Source organism: Pseudomonas sp. LH1G9 (assembly GCF_002949975.1).
Lineage (GTDB): Bacteria > Pseudomonadota > Gammaproteobacteria > Pseudomonadales > Pseudomonadaceae > Aquipseudomonas > Aquipseudomonas veronii.
On record NZ_CP026880.1, the window covers coordinates 1,879,570 to 1,898,310 of the forward strand.

Here is an 18,741-nt window from a genome sequence, read left to right on the forward strand (position 1 = left end):
AACAAGCTCAAATCATTCCATACCCATGCGTCACGCAGACTTTGAAAGTCTGGTAGAGGCATTGGATTATGCCGCCACCGGTCAAACCGGCATGAACTTCTATGACCGACGCAGTCAGTTGGTCAGCTCGTTCGAGTACCGCATGCTGAAACGGCGCGCCCTGATGGGCGCACGTCGCCTGCTCGGCTTGGGGCTGGTGCGGGGCGACCGGGTGGCACTGATCGCCGACACCAATGCCACGTTCGTCGAAGTGTTCTTCGCCTGCCAATACGCGGGGCTGATCCCCGTGCCGTTGCCCATTCCCATGGGGGTTGGCCAGCATTCATCCTACGTGGACAAGCTGCGTGGGTTGCTGAACAGTTGCAGCCCGGCTGCGGTGTGCGGTGGCGAGGAATGGCTGCCGCTGGTGCGAGAGGCCGCTGCCGATATGCCGCCGATGCCCTTGCTCAGTGGTGTCGACATCGACGCGCTGCCAGAGGCCGAGGTCGAATTGCAGGCACCTGGCGCGGACGATGTGGCGTACCTTCAGTACACCTCGGGCAGCACCCGCTTTCCTCGAGGCGTGGTGATTACCCAGCGCGCGGTCATGGCCAACTTGCAGGTTATCAGTCGTGACGGCATCAAGCTGCGCGAAGGCGACCGCTGCGTTTCATGGCTGCCTTTCTATCACGACATGGGCCTGGTGGGGTTCGTCCTCACACCCGTCGCCACTCAACTGTCGGTCGACTACCTGCGCACGCAGGACTTCGCCATGCGCCCCTTGCAATGGTTGAAGCTGATCAGCCGCAATCGTGGCACGGTGTCCGTGGCGCCACCGTTCGGTTACAACCTGTGCCTGCGGCGTTGCAGTGACAAGGACCTGGCCGAGCTTGACCTGAGAAGTTGGCGGGTTGCTGGTGTGGGCGCAGAGCCGGTCCCGTTCGAGGCACTGACGCAATTTGCCGAACGTTTTGCGGCAACAGGTTTCGCGACAGAGGCGTTCATGCCGTGCTTCGGTCTGGCGGAAAGCACCCTGGCGGTCAGCTTTGCCGACACCCCCAAAGGCCTGCGGGCCGATGTGATCGATCGCGATGTACTGGAGCACAGCGGCAAGGCCGTACCGCCCACGTCACGCACACGTGCCGTCAGCACGTTCGTGAACTGCGGGGCGGTCCTGCCCGGGCACCGGCTGGAAATTCGCAACGCCCAGGGTGAGGTGCTCGGCGAGCGCGAGGTGGGGCAGATATTCATTGCCGGCCCCAGCCTGATGAGTGGCTATTTCCGCGACCCTGACTCGCAACTGCAGGCCTCCCAATGGCTGGGCACCGGCGACCTGGGTTATTTGTTCGAGGGCAATCTACATGTCACCGGCCGCAAGAAAGACCTCATTATCATTCGCGGGCGCAACATCTGGCCTCAGGATATCGAGCACGTGGCCGAGGGCGAGCCTGGCGTGCGGCCGGGCGATGCGATCGCCTTCGTGACGTCGCGCGGTGATGAGTCAGTGGTGGTGATGCAGATCCAGTGCCGGGTGGCCTCGCCCGCATCGCGCGAGCAAATGGTCCGCTCGCTGTCGGGGCGCATCCAGAGTGAGTTCGGCGTCAGCGTCGACATTCAGTTGGTACCGCCGCAAAGCATTCCGCGTACCTCATCCGGCAAACCGGCACGTGCTGAGGCCAAACGTCGCTACCTGAGCATGCTCGACGCTCTTGCGTTGCCTGCCGCGGCCATCGCCTGATGAGCCTGACCGTGGCAATCACGGGGGCCACCGGCTTTATCGGCCGGCGCATTCTGCAGGCCCTGTTGGCGCGCGGTATCGCCGTGCGTGCGTTGACCCGCCGATCGGTGGCGAGCCTGGACGCCGTGACGTGGGTGCGCGGGTCGCTGGAAGATGAGGCATCGCTGGCCAGGCTGGTCAGCGGCGCCAGTGCAGTCATCCATTGTGCTGGCCAGGTGCGTGGTCGCAGCCGCGTAGTGTTTCAGCGCTGTAACGTCGAGGGCACCCAGCGCCTGGTGCAGGCAGCCAAGGCTGCCGGTTGCGAGCGTTTCCTGTTGTTTTCTTCGCTGGCTGCCAGGTACCCGCACCTGTCGTGGTACGCCGAGTCCAAGTTCGATGCCGAAGTCGCTGCCCTCCAGGCGGCCGCCGACATGCCCATCAGCATTTTCCGGCCTACGGCCGTCTATGGGCCAGGCGACAGCGAATTGCAGCCGGTACTGTCGGCACTGCTGCGTGGCTGGCTGCCCCGGCTTGGCCATGCCGATGCACGGCTGTCTTTTCTGCATGTGGAAGACCTGGTCCAGGCCACCCTGCGCTGGCTGGACGTGGAGGCTATTCATGCCGTGCGCTACGAAATCAATGACGGTGCCAAGGATGGCTACGGTTGGAAGCAACTGGCCGCCATGGGGGCGCTGATACGCGGCGGGCCGGTGCGTCTGATCGGTGTTCCCACAGCCTTACTCTTGCAGCTGTCACGCCTGAACCTGGCCTGGCATCGCCTGGCAGGTGGCGAGCCCATGCTGACGCCGAGCAAGGTCAACGAGCTTATCCATCCCGACTGGTCATCCAGCAACCGCCTTATCTCGAAGGACCTGGGCTGGTACCCGGCCATCGAGCTTGAACACGCGTTGCGTGAACGGTTGTTTTGATCCCACTTTCATACAGATATCAGACTCTTTTTATGTTGAAGCGCGAAGTCGTCACCGACTACATCCTGGAATGCCTGAGCGGCTTGACCGCCGACAAGCAACGGCCAGTAGGCCTGCACAGCAACCTGATCGAAGACCTGGGCCTTGAGTCCATCAAGATCATGGACTTGCTGATGATGCTGGAAGACCAGTTCGACCTGTCTATCCCAATCAATATCCTGATCGATGTCAGCACACCCGCCGATCTCACCGACGCACTGATGATCTACCTGGAGGAGCATCATGGGGTTGTATGACAGTTTTTCCCGCCTGGCACAGGAGCGCGAAGCGTTCCAGGACGACGGCCTCAACCCTTTTGGCACCTGCATCGATGAGGTCCATTGCGCCACCCAGGGACGCATCGGCAATCGTCGCGTCATTTTGGCCGGTACCAACAACTACCTGGGCCTGACGTTTGACCCTCAGGCCATTGCCGCCGCCCAGGCTGCCCTGGTCGAGCAGGGCACTGGCACTACCGGTTCGCGCATGGCCAACGGCAGTTACGGCGGGCACGTGGCACTGGAGCAGGAGTTGGCGGCGTTCTTCGAGCGGCCATCCGCCATTGTCTTCTCCACCGGTTATGTCGCCAACCTGGGCATCATCAGCGCCCTGGCGACGCCCAAGGCCGTGGTGCTGCTCGATGCCGATTGCCACGCCAGTATCTACGATGCATGCGCCCTGGGAGGGGCGCAGATCATCCGCTTTCGTCACAACGACGCCGCGGACCTTGAGCGACGCATGGTGCGCCTCGGCGAACAGGCCAAGCATGCGCTGATCATCGTCGAAGGCATCTACAGCATGCTCGGTGACGTGGCTCCGCTGCAGGAAATCGTCGAGATCAAGCGCCGCCTGGGTGGTTACCTGCTGCTGGACGAGGCGCACTCCTTCGGCGTGATGGGCGCGACTGGCCGTGGCCTGGCCCAGGCGCTGGATGTGGAGCAGGACGTCGATATCATCCTCGGGACGTTCAGCAAGAGCCTCGCGGCCATTGGCGGCTTCGCGGTGGGTAATGACCGCGGCATGGAAGTGCTGCGCTATGCCAGTCGTCCTTATATTTTCACCGCCTCGCCGTCGCCATCGGCCATTGCCTCCGTGCGTTCGGCGCTGCAGACCATTGCACAAGCCCCTGAGTTGCGCGAAAAGCTGTGGCAAAACGCCCATCGCCTGTATGACGGCCTGGCAGCATTGGGTTACCAGGTGGGCCCGCATGCCAGCCCGGTGGTGCCGGTGATGATCGGTACCAAGGAGCAGGGCGTGCGCTTCTGGCGAGCGTTGATCGAGCACGGGGTGTACGTGAACCTGGTGCTGCCGCCGGCCGCGCCTGCGGGCATCACGCTGGTGCGGTGCAGTGTCAGCGCGGCCCATTCGGAACAGGAAATCGACGTCATGGTGGAGGCCTTCGCCGCCCTGCGTGACAGCGATATCCTGGAGTCGGTGGCATGAGAATCATCCTGGCATTCGGCAAATCCTACCCCCTTCGCACTATCTTGATGCTGCTCAGCCTGGTGGTCGCCGGTGTGGTGGAGGGCGCGAGCCTGACCACCATGCTGCCCCTGGTGTCGGTCATGCTGGGTGACAGCGGCCACTCAAGCATGGTGGCCGGCCATGTTGCCAGCGTGCTGCACAGTGTAGGGCTGGAGCCCTCCATCACCGTATTGTTGATTATCATCGTGGTCGGCATGTCCTTGACCAGCCTGCTGATTCTGCTGGCCAACCGTCAGGTGGGCTACACCGTGGCACACGTAGCCACGGACCTGCGTGTCGACCTGATCAATGCCACGCTGGGCAGCCGATGGGAGCATTACCTGCGTCAGCCGGGCGGGGCCCTGGCCAACGCCGTGGCCACCGAGGCGTTCCGTGCCTCGACGGCCTACGAGCACGCCGCCAACATGGTGGCCCTGACGATTCAGGCCATTGCCTACGCCATCATTGCCTTCGTGGTGTCCTGGCAGGCCGCCCTGGTGTGTATTGCCCTGGGCCTGACCATTTTACTGGCCTTGCGAGGCCTGGTGAAAACCTCGCGCAAGGCCGGCAAAAGCCAGACCGGGCTGATGCGCGAACTGCTGATCAACCTGAGCGACACCCTGGGTTCGGTCAAACCGCTGAAGGCGATGGCCCGCGAGGACATCGCCGATTCGCTGCTGCGCAGCCAGGCGACCGAGCTCAACATTGCCATGGAAAAGGAAGTCACCAGTCGCGAGACCCTGCGCGCCCTGCAGGAGCCGCTGCTGGCGCTGCTGGCCGCAGGCGGTCTGTACGCCGGCCTGGTGATCTGGAAGCTGCCGATGTCCTCGGTGATGGTGCTGATATTCATGGTCGTGCGCGTGCTTGGGCTGATGCACAAGGCGCAGCAGCGCTATCACCGCATGGTCGGGCAGGAGAGCGCGTTCTGGGCCCTGCGCGAGGCGGTGGAAGAAGCCGAGGCCCAGCGCGAACCCGCCGGCGGCAGCCTCCAGCCAACGTTGGCCCGGAACATTGTGTTCGATCAGGTTTCGTTTACCTACGGCGGTCGACGCGTCCTCGACGAGGCCAGCGTGAGTTTCGAGGTGGGCACCATGACAACGCTGGTTGGCCCGTCGGGCACCGGCAAAACCACGGTTCTTGACCTGCTGTGCGCTTTGCTGGTGGCTCAAGACGGCAGCATCCGCGTGGATGGCCGGGCGTTGGGCGATCTGCAACGGCGCAGTTGGCGCCGGATGATCGGCTACGTGACCCAGGAAACCCTGCTGCTACACGACAGTGTGCTGGCCAACGTCACCCTCGGTGAGCCGTCATTGACCGAAGCCGATGCCGAGCATGCGTTGCGTCAGGCCGGCGCCTGGGAATTCGTGCAGGGCCTGGATTACGGCCTGCACACGCGGGTTGGGGAGCGGGGCGGCCAACTGTCCGGTGGTCAGCGCCAGCGAATCATTATCGCCCGCGCGCTCGCGCACCGGCCCCGCCTGCTGATCCTGGACGAGGCCACCAGTGCGCTGGACGCCGAATCCGAAGCCGACATCTGCGCCACGCTCAAGGCGTTGACGCCGAACATCACCATTATCGCCGTGTCGCACCGTCCGCGCCTGATCGAGGTGGCGGACAAGGTTGTCGAGTTGGTCGAGGGTAAATTCAAGGTCGTGACAGGTGGGCATGCGCCGCTGCCGCGTCCCGCTCTGAGCCATGGCACGGGAGGCCGCTGAGATGTCGATGAACCATGAGAACGAACTAGCACCGGTGATCGCCTTTGTAGGCTGCGATGGTGCGGGCAAGACCACTGTTTCCGACGCTATCCTGGCGTGGATGCGCGAGTCCGGACAGGTTGAAAGCTGCCATCTGGGCATCCAATCCAAGGCATTGGGCGAGAAACTGGTGGGCTTGCCGATGGTGGGGGGCGTACTCAAGCGTCTGATTGCCAAAAACTCGCCGAAAACAGTGTCGCCAGGCGAAGCGTCGCGAACCTCCATCGAGGCGCCGAGTACCCTGGCGGCGGCCGCGATTTTTCTGCTGTCCGTACGGCGTTGGCGGCGCTATCAGAAGATGATGTCGCTGCGACGCCAGGGTGTTGCGGTGATCGCCGATCGCTTTCCGCAAATTGCCGTGGCCAAAATGAAGATCGATGGCCCGGGCCTCAGTGGCGTACCGCATCGCAATGCGCTGGTGCGCTGCCTGGCACGTTGCGAGCGCTTGCTGTACTGCTACATGGTGAGCTATCGCCCTGACGTGGTGATTCGGCTCAATGTCGATCTGGAAACGGCCTACAAGCGCAAACCGGATCACCGCTACGCGTCGTTGGCCACCAAAATCGCGTTGGTGCCGCAGCTGGAATACCAGGGCAGTCCGATCATTGATCTGGACAGTACCCAGCCCCTGGATACCGTCATCGACCAGGCCAAGCATGCCATCAACGCATGCCTGGCCCGCCAGCGCGCCGTGTAATGGCCAGCCGTAGCGCCTTCCGGCGCCTGGCGCCGTTGGTCGCCATCATCGGCCCGGACGGTGCCGGGAAGACCACCACGGCGCACTACCTGTGCTCCGTCATTGCCAATAGCCAATATGCCTACCTGGGGCTGGGCTCCGGGGCGCTGGGGCTGAAGATTCGGCAGTTGCCGTGGATAGGCGCGATGCTGGAGCGGCATCTGTCCGCCAAGGCCAGTCGGGCTCGAACGCCCGGCGAGCGTATTCCCGGGCCTGTCACGGCTGCGGTCATCTACCTGTTCGGCAGGCTGCGCTGGCGTCGTTTCCTGCACATGCTGCACGTGCGCGAGAGCGGGCGGCTGGTGATCTGTGACCGCTACCCGCAGGCGCAGATCGCCGGGCTCAACGATGGCCCTGGCTTGTCGGCCGCCCATGCCACTGGTTGGTTAACCGCATTGCTGGCCCGGCGTGAGCGCGACCTCTACATCGAGATGGCCCAGATACCGCCCACGCTGGTCATCCGGCTCAATGTGGACGCCCACACGGCCTGGGCGCGCAAGCCCGACCATGACCTAGCCCTGATCGAGCGCAAGGTGGCCGCCACCGCGGCCTTGACGTTCCCCGGGGCGCGGGTGGTCGAGGTCGATGCGGGCTTGCCGCAGGCCCAGGTGCATGCCATTTGCCGTCAGCTCATCGAAACACTGGTCAGTGAGACCCCGGGCTTTTCCTCATCTCTTGAACCGCAGGTTACACGCGTTGAATAAATCTATGCCCCATCTCGGCGCCCAGCCCTTTGCGAATGCCTCTGGCACGCCGCTCCTGCGCCGTTCCAGTGCCCGCTCGCTGGCCGTCATGTACCTGTTTTTCTGGTATTTTTCCGGCCCCCTGCAATGGTTGATCTACCATGCCGATGTCGCCGGCCTTGACGGCTTCTGGCAAGCCAGCGCGGCAAGCCTGCTGTGGCTGATCCCGCCATTGCTGTTTCCGCGCTGGACGCGGCCCATCGTTGGGTTGATAGGGCTGGTGTTGTGGATGTGCTCGCTGACTGCGCTGGCTTACTTCCTGATCTATGGCCAGGAGTTTTCGCAAAGCGCGATCTTTATCATGTTCGAGTCCAACATGAGTGAGTCCAGTGAGTATATTTCCCAGTATTTCTCCTGGTCTAAATTGGCCGTGCTGGTGGCCTATACCGTCATCGCGCTGGGGTTATGGTTCAGGGTTCGCCCCGTTGCGTTCTCGGGGCGTGCCAAGGTGGTGTTGTGCCTGCTGATTGCCTTTGCATCGGTGGGCTACTCAGCCCTCCATGAGTACCGCAAGCGTGGCGACCTGGACATGCGCATCGGTAAGTTTCAGCAGAATCTGCAGTCGGCATCGCCTTGGCAGATGGTCATTGGCTACACGCAGTACCGTCAGCAATTGGCCGATATGGCGAATATGTTCGAGGGCTGGAAAGCCATTGCGCCCTTGCAGCATCAAGTGGATGCCCATGCCGGGCAGCCAGCGACAATGGTGTTGGTTATCGGCGAGTCGACTGATCGCCAGCGCATGAGTCTGTACGGCTACACTCGCCAGACCACGCCACAGCTGGATGCCTTGCGGCCCGAACTCGACGTGTTTGATCAGGTCGTGGCGCCGCGGCCGTATACCATCGAAGTGCTGCAGCAGGTGTTGACTTTTGCCGACCAGGAGCACCCGGACCTGTACCTGACGACACCTTCGTTGATCAGCATGATGAAGCAGGTTGGTTACAAAACGTTCTGGATCACCAATCAGCAGACCATGACCCAGCGCAATACCATGCTCACCACCTTTTCCAAGCAGGCGGACGAGCAGGTCTACCTGAACAACAACCGGAATCAGAATTCCACCAGCCAATACGACGAAGACGTGCTGGAGCCGTTTAGCCAGGTTCTCAAGGACAAGGCGCCGCGAAAGCTGATCGTCGTGCATCTGCTGGGCACCCACATGAACTACCGCTACCGGTTTCCCAGCGGCTACGCGCGGTTCCAGGACAGCGCCGAGGTACCGCGCTATATCACGGACAAGACGCTGCGCAAATACAACGACTATGACAATGCCGTGTTCTACAACGATTACGTGGTCAGCTCGTTGATTGATCGCTTCAAGCGCTCCAACCCGCATGGCTTCCTGGTGTATCTGTCAGATCATGGTGAGTCGGTGTACGACCCGGTGGCCCCGCACATGCTGGGGCGCAATGAAGAGGCGCCGACACGGCCAATGTACACCGTGCCTTTCCTGGTATGGCGCTCGCCGAGCTGGAAAGAGGACAACCCACTCGATCTGCGCGATGCATTACATCGCGAGTGGACCACGTCGCACTTCATCCACACGTGGGCGGATCTGGCAGGGCTGCGCTTCGACACGTTCGAGCCGTGGAAAAGCATCGTCAACCCGGCCTATCAGCGAGGTCAGCTACTGATTGGTGATCCTCGCCAGCCGGCCAAATTGCGTGACTTCAACACGCTGGGCAGCGCACCTTGAATTGCCGGCTAAGCAGCAGTGGCGGCCAGGTTGCCCATGTGCTGCTCTAGCCGGGTGCGCAACCAGCGCTCGGCCGGGTCGTTGTCAGTCAGGCTCAGCCAGACCATGGACAACTCCTGTGCCGGCACCTCGAACGGGCAGGGTTCGTCGCGCAAATTGCCCCACCCCAGCAACGCCTTCGCCGCGTAGTCGGGGCAGCTCGCCAGCAGATTGGTCGCGTTGAGGGCCGCCGGCAGCGAGCTGAACTGCGGAATCGACAGTACCACCTTGCGGTCGCGGCCGATTTTAGCCAGGCATTCATCGACGATACCGTGGATATTGGCCGTGTAAGAGACTTGAACATGGGGGCGGGTACAGAACTCGTCCAGGGTCAAAGGTGCGTCAGCGTTATCGGCGCGCAGGATGCGTGGTTCGACGCGTCTGAGCAGTTTGCGCTTGGCATTCGCGGGCAGTTCACGGGTCTCGGTGATGCCGACGGTGATGTCGCCAGACGCCAATAGGTCGGGAATGCGCCAATAGTCGGCATGCTGGATGATCACGACCACGTTGGGGGCTTCATCGCGCAGCGCCGCCAGAAAGGGCGGCAGCAGGGCGAATTCGACGTCGTCGGAAAGGCCGATCTTGAAGGTCAGGCAGCTTTCCAGCGGATCGAACTGGTGTGCGAGGCTGAGCGCCGTGGCCATGGCATCCAGCGCTGGCGACAGATGCCGGATGATTTCTTCGGCGCGGCGAGTGGGCTCCATGCGGTGGCCTACTCGAACAAACAGGGGGTCATTGAACAGCGTTCGCAGCCGTCCCAGTGCTGTGCTGACGGTTGGCTGGCCTAAATACATTTTTTCGGCGACGCGGGTGACGTTTTGTTCCTGCATGAGCGCTTCGAAAATGACCATCAGGTTGATGTCGGATTTTCGCAGTTCATTTCGATTCATGGGCGCCTTTCAACTGCCGTGCAAGTTGGCGCATGGCAGTGCCGGGAAAGTTGAGCTAAGAGTGTCTGATGGTCGAGCTAGACGCACTCAGGCCATAGAAAATATTTCAAATTGTTACGCGGCGCGAAACTTAGCATGTGCTTTTCAGTGGCACCATCGCGCTTTCTGGAATGCCTAGTTACCGTTTTCGCAACAATGGTGAGCGATCGCTGTTACGGAAGCTCTGAAAAAGACTTACTACGTCAACTTTTTGCGGGCAACGCAGATGTGTACCAACGGCGTGCGAGAGATGGGCGGGGCAGGCAGAAAAATTTCAAATATGCCCCCAATCTTGCCCCTAGGTCGCTCGTGATACACGAGCGAACGAAAATGGCGGGAGCTGGAAGAATTCCATCAGGGTTCTAATGGTTATTGTTAACTCCCCATTGGAGTCAGGGGTATCGTGAGTCGCTGTCAGGGCGTCCAGAAAATTCAGGGCGATTCATCCTTTGGCGTGTCCATGGCGCCTACCTCAGGAATGCTCTATCACCATCACTGCAGTAGTGTCCGCCTCAAGTGCTTCGAACACGTGAGGCACATTCGCCAGGTAGCTGATGTAGTCGCCGGCATTCAGCAGCGACCACAAGGTTTCGATGCTGGGGTTACCGATTCCCGACTCCAATTGAAACAAGGTCGACTTCGCCACCCCGGCGCGCTTCGCCAACTCGGTCAAGGAAAGCCCGGAGGCCGTGGTGTTCTGGCGTTGCTTGTTCGGCGCGATGGCGATGCTGGTTGCGTGCCTGATCCTCGGGGTGCTGCGCCGCTCCCTGATCAGCGCCTACAAACATTCCTCTATCGCCATTGCCACGGTGGTCTACCACGTTCAGCCGTTCATGCTGGTCGGTCTGGGTGTGCTGTTTTTCGCTGAACGCCTCAGCGCCGCCAAGGTTGGCTGGCTGCTGTTGGCCTTCGCCGGGCTGATGCTGATCGTGTCCGCCAAGGGCAGTGGGCAGGCCACCGGCGCCGACTACGTGCTCGGCGTCTGCCTGGCCCTGGCTTCGGCCTTTTTCTACGCCGTGGCGGCGGCGATCACCAAGCGCCTCAAGGACTTGCCCGCGCACCTGATCGTGCTGATCCAGATGGTGGTAGGCGTGGTGGTCCTGGCCCCGTTCGTGGATTTCAGCAGGGTCGATACGGTCGAGGGCGCCTGGACATATCTGATCATTATCGGCGTGGTCCATACCGGGCTCATGTCGACCCTGCTGTACAGCGCCATCCAGAAAATCCCCACGGCGCTGGTTGGCGCACTGTCGTTCATCTACCCGATCGTCGCCATCCTGGTCGACTGGGTTGCCTTCGCCCATCCGCTCAGCACCCTGCAAGTGCTTGGCGCGAGCGCGATCCTGCTGGCGGCGGCGGGCATGAATTTTGGTTGGTCGCTGGGCCGTGCCCCGCGTCAGGAAGCGAACTAGGGCCGCGCGTGACACCACGCGCCTCAGATAATTGACAATCAGCAAATTTCCAGCGGCCTGGATACCACGCCCGAATGGATAGAATCGCGCACGGGCATTCGTGAGCGTCGAATGGTCAATGATGGGTTGAGCATGCTCGACCTGGCAATCAAGGCTGGCGCGCGCGCTTGCAAGGTGTCTAGAGAATCCGGGGCGATTCAGTCGCTCAATTGGCTGAAATCCTCCAAGACCCCGCGCGAAGCGGGCACTTTGATACTATGATCATTGCCAATGCAGGGGGTTCAATTGCCGGCCGCCAAGGAGAGGAATCTGTATGTGTCTGCTTCTTCATGTCTGGTCCTGCTATTGGAACGACCGAATGAGTAGCCTGGTAACGCGTGTCCATCGGCCCTTCGTAGGGCGACACAACCGAAGAACTTGGGCAACTGGCCAAGGGCACTAACCCCATCAAAGCCAGTGTCGTTGGCCAGCAGTCCGATGCCGGCAAGACACTAGGTGGGTGGGCTTCAGGTTTTTTTAAAAGGCAATATGGAACAACCCCGCACGCGCCATACAGGGAAACGTTCAATGCCTGCGTCAAACTTCACAGTGTCGAAGATCTCCTATCTGCGGGCCAACTGCTCCAACCAGATCGAGCCGTCGATCCAGGCTGCCGGCAGGTGCGGGTGGATTACTGCTGGTCAATCCCTGGCACGTCGGAGAACAGCATGAACGCTAAACCAATCCACACACTCTTGTGGCGCTTCGCCGGCTGCGTGGCGGGGCTGGCGATAGTTGCCGCCAATCCAGCCCAAGCGGCTAACGATGGCAGCGCTGGCGGCCCGACCGCAGGCTATAGCATTGCCTTCAGCAATTCCTACGCGGGCAGCGATTTTCGCAAGGTGATGGTGCGCAACTGGCAGGAAATTGCGCTCCAAGCGCAAAAGGATGGCTTGATCCGGGAGGCCCCGGTGGTCAGTGCCAATAACTCGGCATCGGAACAGGCGGCCCATATCCAGGACATGATCGTCAAGGGCGTCAATGCCATTGTCATCCTGGCCGCTTCCGACACGGCCCTCAACGGGGTGATCCGCGACGCCTGCAACGCCGGCATTGTGGTGGTCGTCATGGCCAGCCTGGTCACCGAACGTTGCGTCTATACCGTGGATTACGACTGGTCCGCCATGGGCCGTGTGGAAATGGATTACATCGCCGAGCGTCTTAAGGGCAACGGAACGTTGCTGGAGATCCGCGGCATTGCCGGCGATGCCACCGATAAAAACATCAGCGACGGCATTCGCAAGGCCGCCAGCGACTATCCGGGACTGAAATTCGCCAAGACCGTGTACGGGAACTGGACGGCTTCCGTCGCCCGCAAGGAGGTGGCGCTGGCGCTGCTGTCGCTGCCCAAGATTGATGCCGTGGCGACTCAGGGGGGCGATGGTTACGGGGCGGCCATGGCGTTCAAGGCGGCAGGACGCCCTTTGCCGATCATCGTGATGGGGAACCGCCAGGACGAACTCGTCTTGTGGAAACAGGAGCGCGATGCCAATGGCTACGAGACCGTCTCTGTCTCTGCCTCGCCGAGTGTCTCCCAAGTGGGGTTCTGGGTGGCCCAGCAGATCCTGGCGGGCAAGCCGGTGCCGAAGTTCGTCGAGGTGCCGCTGGTGCGTATCGATGCGAAAGACCTGGACACCTGGCTCGCCACTATGCCGGTGGGCGGCGCCGCCAATCCTTTCTACAGCCAGGCTTCCGTTGCGGCGATGATCGACGCGGCCATCAACAATACGGCGGCGCCGGGGCCTTTGCCGGAGGTCAAGAAACAGTAGCGGCGGGCTAGGAGGCGAGGCCCCATGTTGACATTCAAATCAGCCACGGCCAGGCCCATTGCCGTCAGGATCGGCCTGGCGGTTGCCGCACTGGTGTTCTTGATGCTGGCGGTATCGCTGGTGAACCTCTACGGCCTGCGAGGCATGGTACGTGCGGTGGATTCCGCCAGTCATTCCGCAGAGATCCTGGCCTCGGTCAACGGGGCCACCGGGCGGGTGGAAAACTTCATTGCCACCCGCGACCAGGAAAGCTTGTCCCAGGCAGAAGGCATGGTGGCGACGGCTATCGCCGGCCTTGACGACATTCCGGTGGTAGAGGCGCAATCGCTCAAGGGCAGTCTGGAAAGACTCTCTGCGGCGATCGCCGCTTTACGGGCGGCGACCCTGACCATGGATGGCGAAACGGAGAGCATGACAGCCCACTACAGCCGAATGCGAGAGGCGACGATCCTCGTCGAACAGGGCATCGCCGATGGGCTGAAGGGGCTTGATTCCCGCGCCGCTGACCACAAGGCGCAGGTGAGCAATATTGAGAGCGCCCATCGCATCCTGGATATCCTGCGCAACGGAGAGCGGATCATCACCGCCAATGTGGCCAAGGTGCTGGTGACCGGTGATGGGGCGGCCGCCACTGCGGCGAGGAACGCCTGCGCGGCACTGCCGCCCGTGGTCGAGCAATTGCGCGAGTTGATGGAGGCGCCACAGGAGGTGGAGGCCCTGGGGCAGTTGGCGACGGCGATCACTGCTGCCAGCCTGGCGGTCGAGCAGCTTGGCAAGGCGCCCAGGCTCCTGGGAGGCGAGGCTTTGCGTGATCTCGGCGCGGTTGGGGATGTGGCCGAGCGCCTCGAAGCAATGTTGGGTGAGGTGGACGAGCACATTGCCCGTGACGCCAGTGACATTCAGGCAGCCACCGGTTTACTGCAAAATGCAGCCGCATTGTCCAAGCGTTTCGCCGAGCGGGTGGCCACCCTGGAAGCGCAGACGTTGTCGTTTCGCCTGTCACCGTCGGCCGAGGTCGCCGACTCTGTCGGCACCATCCTGGATGAGCTCTCCCGTCTCTCTCGCGTTCTCCCTTCGTCTGTCGGGCCGCAGACCAACGCTACACCCCTGACGGTCAGCGATCAGATTGCTGGCTACCGAGCCGCATTCGCCAGGTTCCATCAGGCGAGCAACGCCTTGAGCGACGCGCGTGACCAAGTTCGCAACGAGGCCCGGAGCGCGGGCCTGTTGGTTGCGCGCTTCGCTGGCGAGGCGCGCTCAGACGCCTTGGCCCACAAGGATCGCGGCATGCTTGCGGCAATCATCGCGGGCACCGTCGCCATCCTGCTGGCCGGTGCCATCGCCTGGAGCACCTCGCGGTTTGTCGCGCAGCCCATCGTCGCCCTGGCCTCGGTCATGCGCCGGCTTGCTGCCGGTGACCTGACCGCCGAGATCGACAGCGTTGGACGCGGCGATGAGATTGGAATCATGACGCGGGCCGTGCGGGTGTTCCAAGAAAATGCGTTGCGCATCCGGGTGCTGGAGGCCGAAGCCGACGCCGAACGACAGCAGGTCCAGGCCTCGTTGGAGAGAATGGTCGCCGAACGAACCGACACGCTGCACCGGCAGACTGAGGTGCTGGAGGCGCAGGCCGTCGAGCTCATTCAGGCGCGCAACCAGGCCGATACGGCTAACCAGGCCAAGAGCGATTTCGTGGCCACGGTCAGCCACGAATTGCGCACCCCTCTGACGCTCATTCTGGCCCCGCTGGAGCAGCTCTCGGCGGCGACTACCCCGCCGGCAGACTGGCGCGTGCAGATCGAGCGCGCCCAACGCAACGCACTGCGCTTGATGAACCGGGTGAACGACATCCTCGATTTTTCCAAGGCTGAAGCCGGCAAGTTTGAGTTGTGCCCAGCGCCGATTGACTTGAACCAGGCGGTGGGTGTGCTGGCCGAGGATGCGGCCATGGTGGCCAAGGGCAAAGGTTGCACCTTGACCTGCAGCATCGATCCCGCCCTTGGCACGGTGTTCCTGGACCCCCGGCACTTCGAGAAGATTCTGCTCAACCTGGTGAGTAACGCCATCAAGTTCACCCCCGCTGGCGGTACCGTGCATCTGGCCGTCACTGCGCTCGATGACGAGCGATTTGAGCTGTCGGTGCAAGACTCGGGCATTGGCATTGCGGCTGACAAACTGCCGCTGTTGTTCCAGCGTTTTTCCCAGATCGATAACTCCGCCACTCGCCAATACAGCGGCACAGGCATCGGTCTCGCCCTGGTCAAGGATCTGGTCGAACTGATGGGGGGCGAAGTCGGCGTCAACAGTGAGCCTGGACGGGGGGCGTGCTTCTTTGTTCGATTTGCGCGGGGGGCTGAGCAAAACACAGTGCCGACCGAAGTCAGCGATATACATGAGCAATCGTCACCCACCACGATCATCACAGCCGAGCAGCGCCACCTGCTTTTCGACGACGGTCGCCATGGCAGTAGCAACGACCAAGCCTCGACTGGAGAGGGCACCCCGGAGCACGCCTTGCAGTCCAGGGTGCTGGTGGTAGATGACAGCCCGGAAATGCTTAGCTACCTCAGCGAGCTTTTGCGCGACGACTACATCGTCGTCACCGCCGCTGATGGAGAACAGGCCTGGGCAACACTGCAGCGTCGAGCAATCGATGTCGTTCTCTCGGATGTGATGATGCCGGAGCTCGACGGCTTTGGCCTGACCGCCAGAATCAAAGCCAGCGCGGGTTTCGCCCATATACCCGTCATCCTGTTGACCGCCCGCGGCGGCAGCGAGGCCTGCGTCTCCGGGTTGGAGAGTGGCGCCGATGATTATATTGCCAAACCCTTCTCGCCGCTGGAGCTCAAGGCTCGCGTACGCGCGGCCCTACGCATGAGCCAGGTGCAAGCCGAACTGAATGCAAAATCCCGTCAGGCGGGCATGGCCGAAATCGCCACGACGGTGCTGCACAACGTCGGTAATATCCTCAACAGCGTGAATGTATCGGCAGAACTGGTCAGCAGTCAGGTGCGCACTTCCAAGGCCCAGGGCCTGGGCAAGGTGGCTCAGATGCTGAACGAGCATATCAATGACCTGAGCGAATTCCTCACCCGCGACAACAAAGGGAAGATGCTGCCCGACTACCTGCTCAAGCTGGCGGAGGTGGTGACGGCAGAGCAACAGGGCATCATCGAAGAGCTCGGGCAACTCACCAAGGGCATTGACCACATCAAAACCATTGTCGCGGCCCAGCAGTCCTATGCCGTTGCCGTCAGTGTCGTCGAGACAATACCGGTCTCAGAGCTGATCGATGATGCCTTGCGCATGAGTGCCGGGGCACGGGTGCGCCAGGAGGTGATAGTGGTCAAGGACATTGCCGACTTGCCCCTGCTGTCGCTGGACCGTCACCGAGTGCTGCTGATTCTGATGAACCTGATCAGAAACGCCAATCAGGCGTTGGACGGCGTGGTCGATCGCAGCCCGTGCATAATGTTCAACGCCGCCCTCGCGGACGGGCCAGTACTGCGTATCACGGTAACTGACAACGGCAGCGGGATTACGCCCGAGCACCTGACGCGTATCTTTTTCCATGGCTTCACGACGCGCAAAGAGGGACACGGTTTCGGCCTGCACAGCTGCGCGCTCGCCGCGCAGGAAATGGGTGGCAGCTTGACCGTGCACAGCGACGGAGCGGGACAGGGCGCAACCTTCATCCTCGAAATCCCTCTTGATGCTCAGCTGAGCAGGGGATGAGCACCGAACCTAAACCCATTAATTTGAATCATCTGCATCTGTTTGATGTTTTTGAAGGCTGCAGAGATAGGGTGGATGACACTGTTTATGAGCAGCTGTGCAGGATTGTTGCTCAGTCGTAGAGGATGGTGTTATTGAGTAAATTTCCAGAAAAGAAATTTTGTGTGCAAGCGATAGTGTCTGATCAGGAATATGGTCCAGTGGTTACTTTCTCCCAGGTCAGAGAGTAGCTTCATGGATGTCATCTAATCGATGGCATTGCACTGCAGCCCCGTTGGAATCCGTGGCGTGCCGTTGGCTTCACAGGTACGCCGCAGTGGGGCGCAGGCAGCCCACCAAGCCACTGCTGGGCAGGTCGCCGTAGCGGACACCATATCGAAGCCGTCTTCCACCAAGTCCACCACACGGTCGTTGGCCTGCAATTCGATACCCACTTCCGGGCAGGTCTTGAGATGCGCGGCGAGCGCCGGGATCAGTCGGTCCGAGGCCCAGGGTCGCCGAGGCGTAGCAATCCACTGGAAGTGGATGGAGCTCCATGGTTTGTGGAAAAGCAAAAATGATCAACTGAACCGCCTGCCAGACGACGCCTAAAGACTCTCAGGATCGCCAAAAAACATCTGAATCCGCGATCGCAACCAACGCTCACCCGGATCATTGTCCTGCGAGCCCCGCCATGCCATGTGCAACTCGAACGAGCGCACCGGCAGTGGCGGATCCTCGGCTCGCAAGCCGCCCGCCGCGGTCAGGGCCTCGGCGGCGTAGTCCGGGACGATGGCGACGATGTCGGTCCCGGCAAGCAGGGTGCCCAGGCCGTTGAATTGCGGCACGGCCAACACCACATGGCGTTTGCGGTCGAGCTTTTCGAGTTCTTCGTCGATAAACCCACTCAAATCCCCGGCAAATGACACCAGCGCATGAGGGCGGGCGCAGAAGTCGTCCAGGCTGAGGGCGCCGGGCACGCTGTCGGCGCGTAGCAGTTTCGGCAGGCTGCGGCGCAGTACCTTGCGCTTGGCGTTGGCCGGTAGCTCGGCGGTGTAGCTGACGCCGATGGAGATTTCGCCGGAGGCGAGCAGGCCGGGCATCAGGATGTAATTGACACGGCGCACGACGAGCACGATGCCGGGGGCTTCGGCGCGCAGGCGTTTGAGCAGTTGGGGGAGCAGGGCGAACTCGACGTCGTCCGACAGGCCGATGCGGAACACGGCGGTGCTGGTGGCCGGGTCGAATTCGGCGGCGCGGCTGACGGCGGTGGAAATCGAGTCCAGGGCCGGGGACAGCAGGGCGAAAATTTCCACGGCGCGGGCCGACGGCTCCATGCTGCGCCCGGTACGCACAAACAGCGGGTCATCGAAGAGACCGCGCAGGCGCGACAGTGCCGCGCTGATGGCCGGCTGGCCGAGGAACAATTTCTCGGCGGCACGGGTCACACTGCGCTCATGCATCAAGGTTTCGAATACGATCAAGAGGTTAAGGTCGACACGACGCAGGTCGTTACGGTTCATCTTGTGTCCTGGATGAGTCTGTAAACTTGACGAGAGCGGCCATACATGATCCCTATGATCTCCATGCTCGGAGCATGACCGGCATGAATCTTACGGGGAAAGGCTGGTACTCTGCACCGGCTAATTGAGTTTTCCTACGATAGTTGAGGTCTATTCCTCAGTCGCGGAATCAATGACAGACATGTCGACTATTAACGGCGACCGGTGGTCTTACCCGGAAAGCCCAGATAGAGTTCAGGGCAATAGAGGTTACTTT

General features: G+C 61.5%; 14 protein-coding genes and 3 pseudogenes. 13 read left to right on the forward strand and 4 right to left on the reverse strand.

Annotation, left to right across the window (positions count from 1 at the left end; translation table 11 throughout):
* Positions 1 to 25: 25 nt before the first annotated feature.
* From C5F70_RS08935 to cptA, 8 genes are read left to right on the forward strand one after another with little or no spacing between them, the layout of a single operon-like run.
* Positions 26 to 1,717 (forward strand): fatty acyl-AMP ligase, encoded by a 1,692-nt coding sequence (locus tag C5F70_RS08935; RefSeq protein WP_232591733.1) that lies wholly within the window; start codon positions 26 to 28, stop codon positions 1,715 to 1,717.
* Positions 1,717 to 2,625, forward strand: a complete 909-nt coding sequence (locus C5F70_RS08940; RefSeq protein ID WP_104903127.1) for an NAD(P)-dependent oxidoreductase — start codon at positions 1,717 to 1,719, stop codon at positions 2,623 to 2,625. The genes C5F70_RS08935 and C5F70_RS08940 overlap by 1 nt, the downstream gene beginning before the upstream one ends.
* 32 nt (positions 2,626 to 2,657) lie before the next feature.
* Entirely contained in the window at positions 2,658 to 2,921 is a 264-nt protein-coding gene (locus C5F70_RS08945) for an acyl carrier protein (protein ID WP_017845645.1), read from the forward strand.
* The gene (locus C5F70_RS08950; protein ID WP_046383325.1) at positions 2,908 to 4,107 is read left to right on the forward strand and encodes an aminotransferase class I/II-fold pyridoxal phosphate-dependent enzyme; all 1,200 of its coding nucleotides are present in this window, start codon (positions 2,908 to 2,910) and stop codon (positions 4,105 to 4,107) included. Before C5F70_RS08945 ends, C5F70_RS08950 begins: the two co-directional genes overlap by 14 nt.
* Positions 4,104 to 5,843: an ABC transporter ATP-binding protein gene (locus C5F70_RS08955; RefSeq protein WP_017845647.1), complete on the forward strand. Its 1,740-nt coding sequence runs from the start codon at positions 4,104 to 4,106 to the stop codon at positions 5,841 to 5,843. Before C5F70_RS08950 ends, C5F70_RS08955 begins: the two co-directional genes overlap by 4 nt.
* Position 5,844: 1 nt before the next feature.
* A complete protein-coding gene (locus C5F70_RS30995) occupies positions 5,845 to 6,579 on the forward strand; it encodes a hypothetical protein (RefSeq protein WP_026139859.1) in 735 nt (244 codons plus the stop codon).
* A complete protein-coding gene (locus tag C5F70_RS08965; RefSeq protein ID WP_017845649.1) occupies positions 6,579 to 7,322 on the forward strand; it encodes a hypothetical protein in 744 nt (247 codons plus the stop codon). Before C5F70_RS30995 ends, C5F70_RS08965 begins: the two co-directional genes overlap by 1 nt.
* Positions 7,323 to 7,326: 4 nt before the next feature.
* Complete coding sequence (cptA, locus tag C5F70_RS08970; protein ID WP_017845650.1) at positions 7,327 to 9,060, forward strand: phosphoethanolamine transferase CptA; 1,734 nt, start codon at positions 7,327 to 7,329, stop codon at positions 9,058 to 9,060.
* Between the two features lie 8 nt (positions 9,061 to 9,068).
* Here cptA and C5F70_RS08975 read toward each other — a convergent pair whose 3' ends face one another.
* Together C5F70_RS08975 and C5F70_RS08980 are read right to left on the reverse strand one after the other, a co-directional pair.
* Positions 9,069 to 9,989, reverse strand: coding sequence for a LysR substrate-binding domain-containing protein (locus C5F70_RS08975; RefSeq protein ID WP_017845651.1), 921 nt, complete (start codon positions 9,987 to 9,989; stop codon positions 9,069 to 9,071).
* A gap of 511 nt (positions 9,990 to 10,500) precedes the next feature.
* Positions 10,501 to 10,773 (reverse strand): helix-turn-helix transcriptional regulator, encoded by a 273-nt coding sequence (locus tag C5F70_RS08980; protein ID WP_177410575.1) that lies wholly within the window; start codon positions 10,771 to 10,773, stop codon positions 10,501 to 10,503.
* On the opposite strand from C5F70_RS08980, the gene C5F70_RS08985 reads away from it, so the two are divergent.
* The 5 genes and pseudogenes from C5F70_RS08985 to C5F70_RS31450 form a co-directional block, all read left to right on the forward strand.
* Positions 10,748 to 11,440 (forward strand): DMT family transporter, encoded by a 693-nt coding sequence (locus C5F70_RS08985; RefSeq protein ID WP_218276653.1) that lies wholly within the window; start codon positions 10,748 to 10,750, stop codon positions 11,438 to 11,440. The two genes, C5F70_RS08980 and C5F70_RS08985, sit on opposite strands and share 26 nt — an antisense overlap.
* Before the next feature lie 707 nt (positions 11,441 to 12,147).
* Positions 12,148 to 13,248, forward strand: coding sequence for an ABC transporter substrate-binding protein (locus C5F70_RS08995; protein ID WP_104903129.1), 1,101 nt, complete (start codon positions 12,148 to 12,150; stop codon positions 13,246 to 13,248).
* A gap of 1,395 nt (positions 13,249 to 14,643) precedes the next feature.
* Positions 14,644 to 15,531 (forward strand): annotated as a pseudogene (locus C5F70_RS31440) (sensor histidine kinase); the annotation flags it as partial.
* A 303-nt stretch (positions 15,532 to 15,834) separates the two neighbouring features.
* Positions 15,835 to 16,123: pseudogene (locus C5F70_RS31445) on the forward strand (response regulator transcription factor); the annotation flags it as partial.
* A gap of 566 nt (positions 16,124 to 16,689) precedes the next feature.
* Positions 16,690 to 16,983: pseudogene (locus C5F70_RS31450) on the forward strand (ATP-binding protein); the annotation flags it as partial.
* A gap of 245 nt (positions 16,984 to 17,228) precedes the next feature.
* Here the strand turns inward: C5F70_RS31450 and C5F70_RS30540 are convergent.
* Together C5F70_RS30540 and C5F70_RS09015 are read right to left on the reverse strand one after the other, a co-directional pair.
* Positions 17,229 to 17,537: a hypothetical protein gene (locus C5F70_RS30540; RefSeq protein ID WP_158683847.1), complete on the reverse strand. Its 309-nt coding sequence runs from the start codon at positions 17,535 to 17,537 to the stop codon at positions 17,229 to 17,231.
* 33 nt (positions 17,538 to 17,570) lie between these two features.
* The gene (locus C5F70_RS09015) at positions 17,571 to 18,485 is read right to left on the reverse strand and encodes a LysR substrate-binding domain-containing protein (protein ID WP_017845696.1); all 915 of its coding nucleotides are present in this window, start codon (positions 18,483 to 18,485) and stop codon (positions 17,571 to 17,573) included.
* Positions 18,486 to 18,741 lie beyond the last annotated feature (256 nt).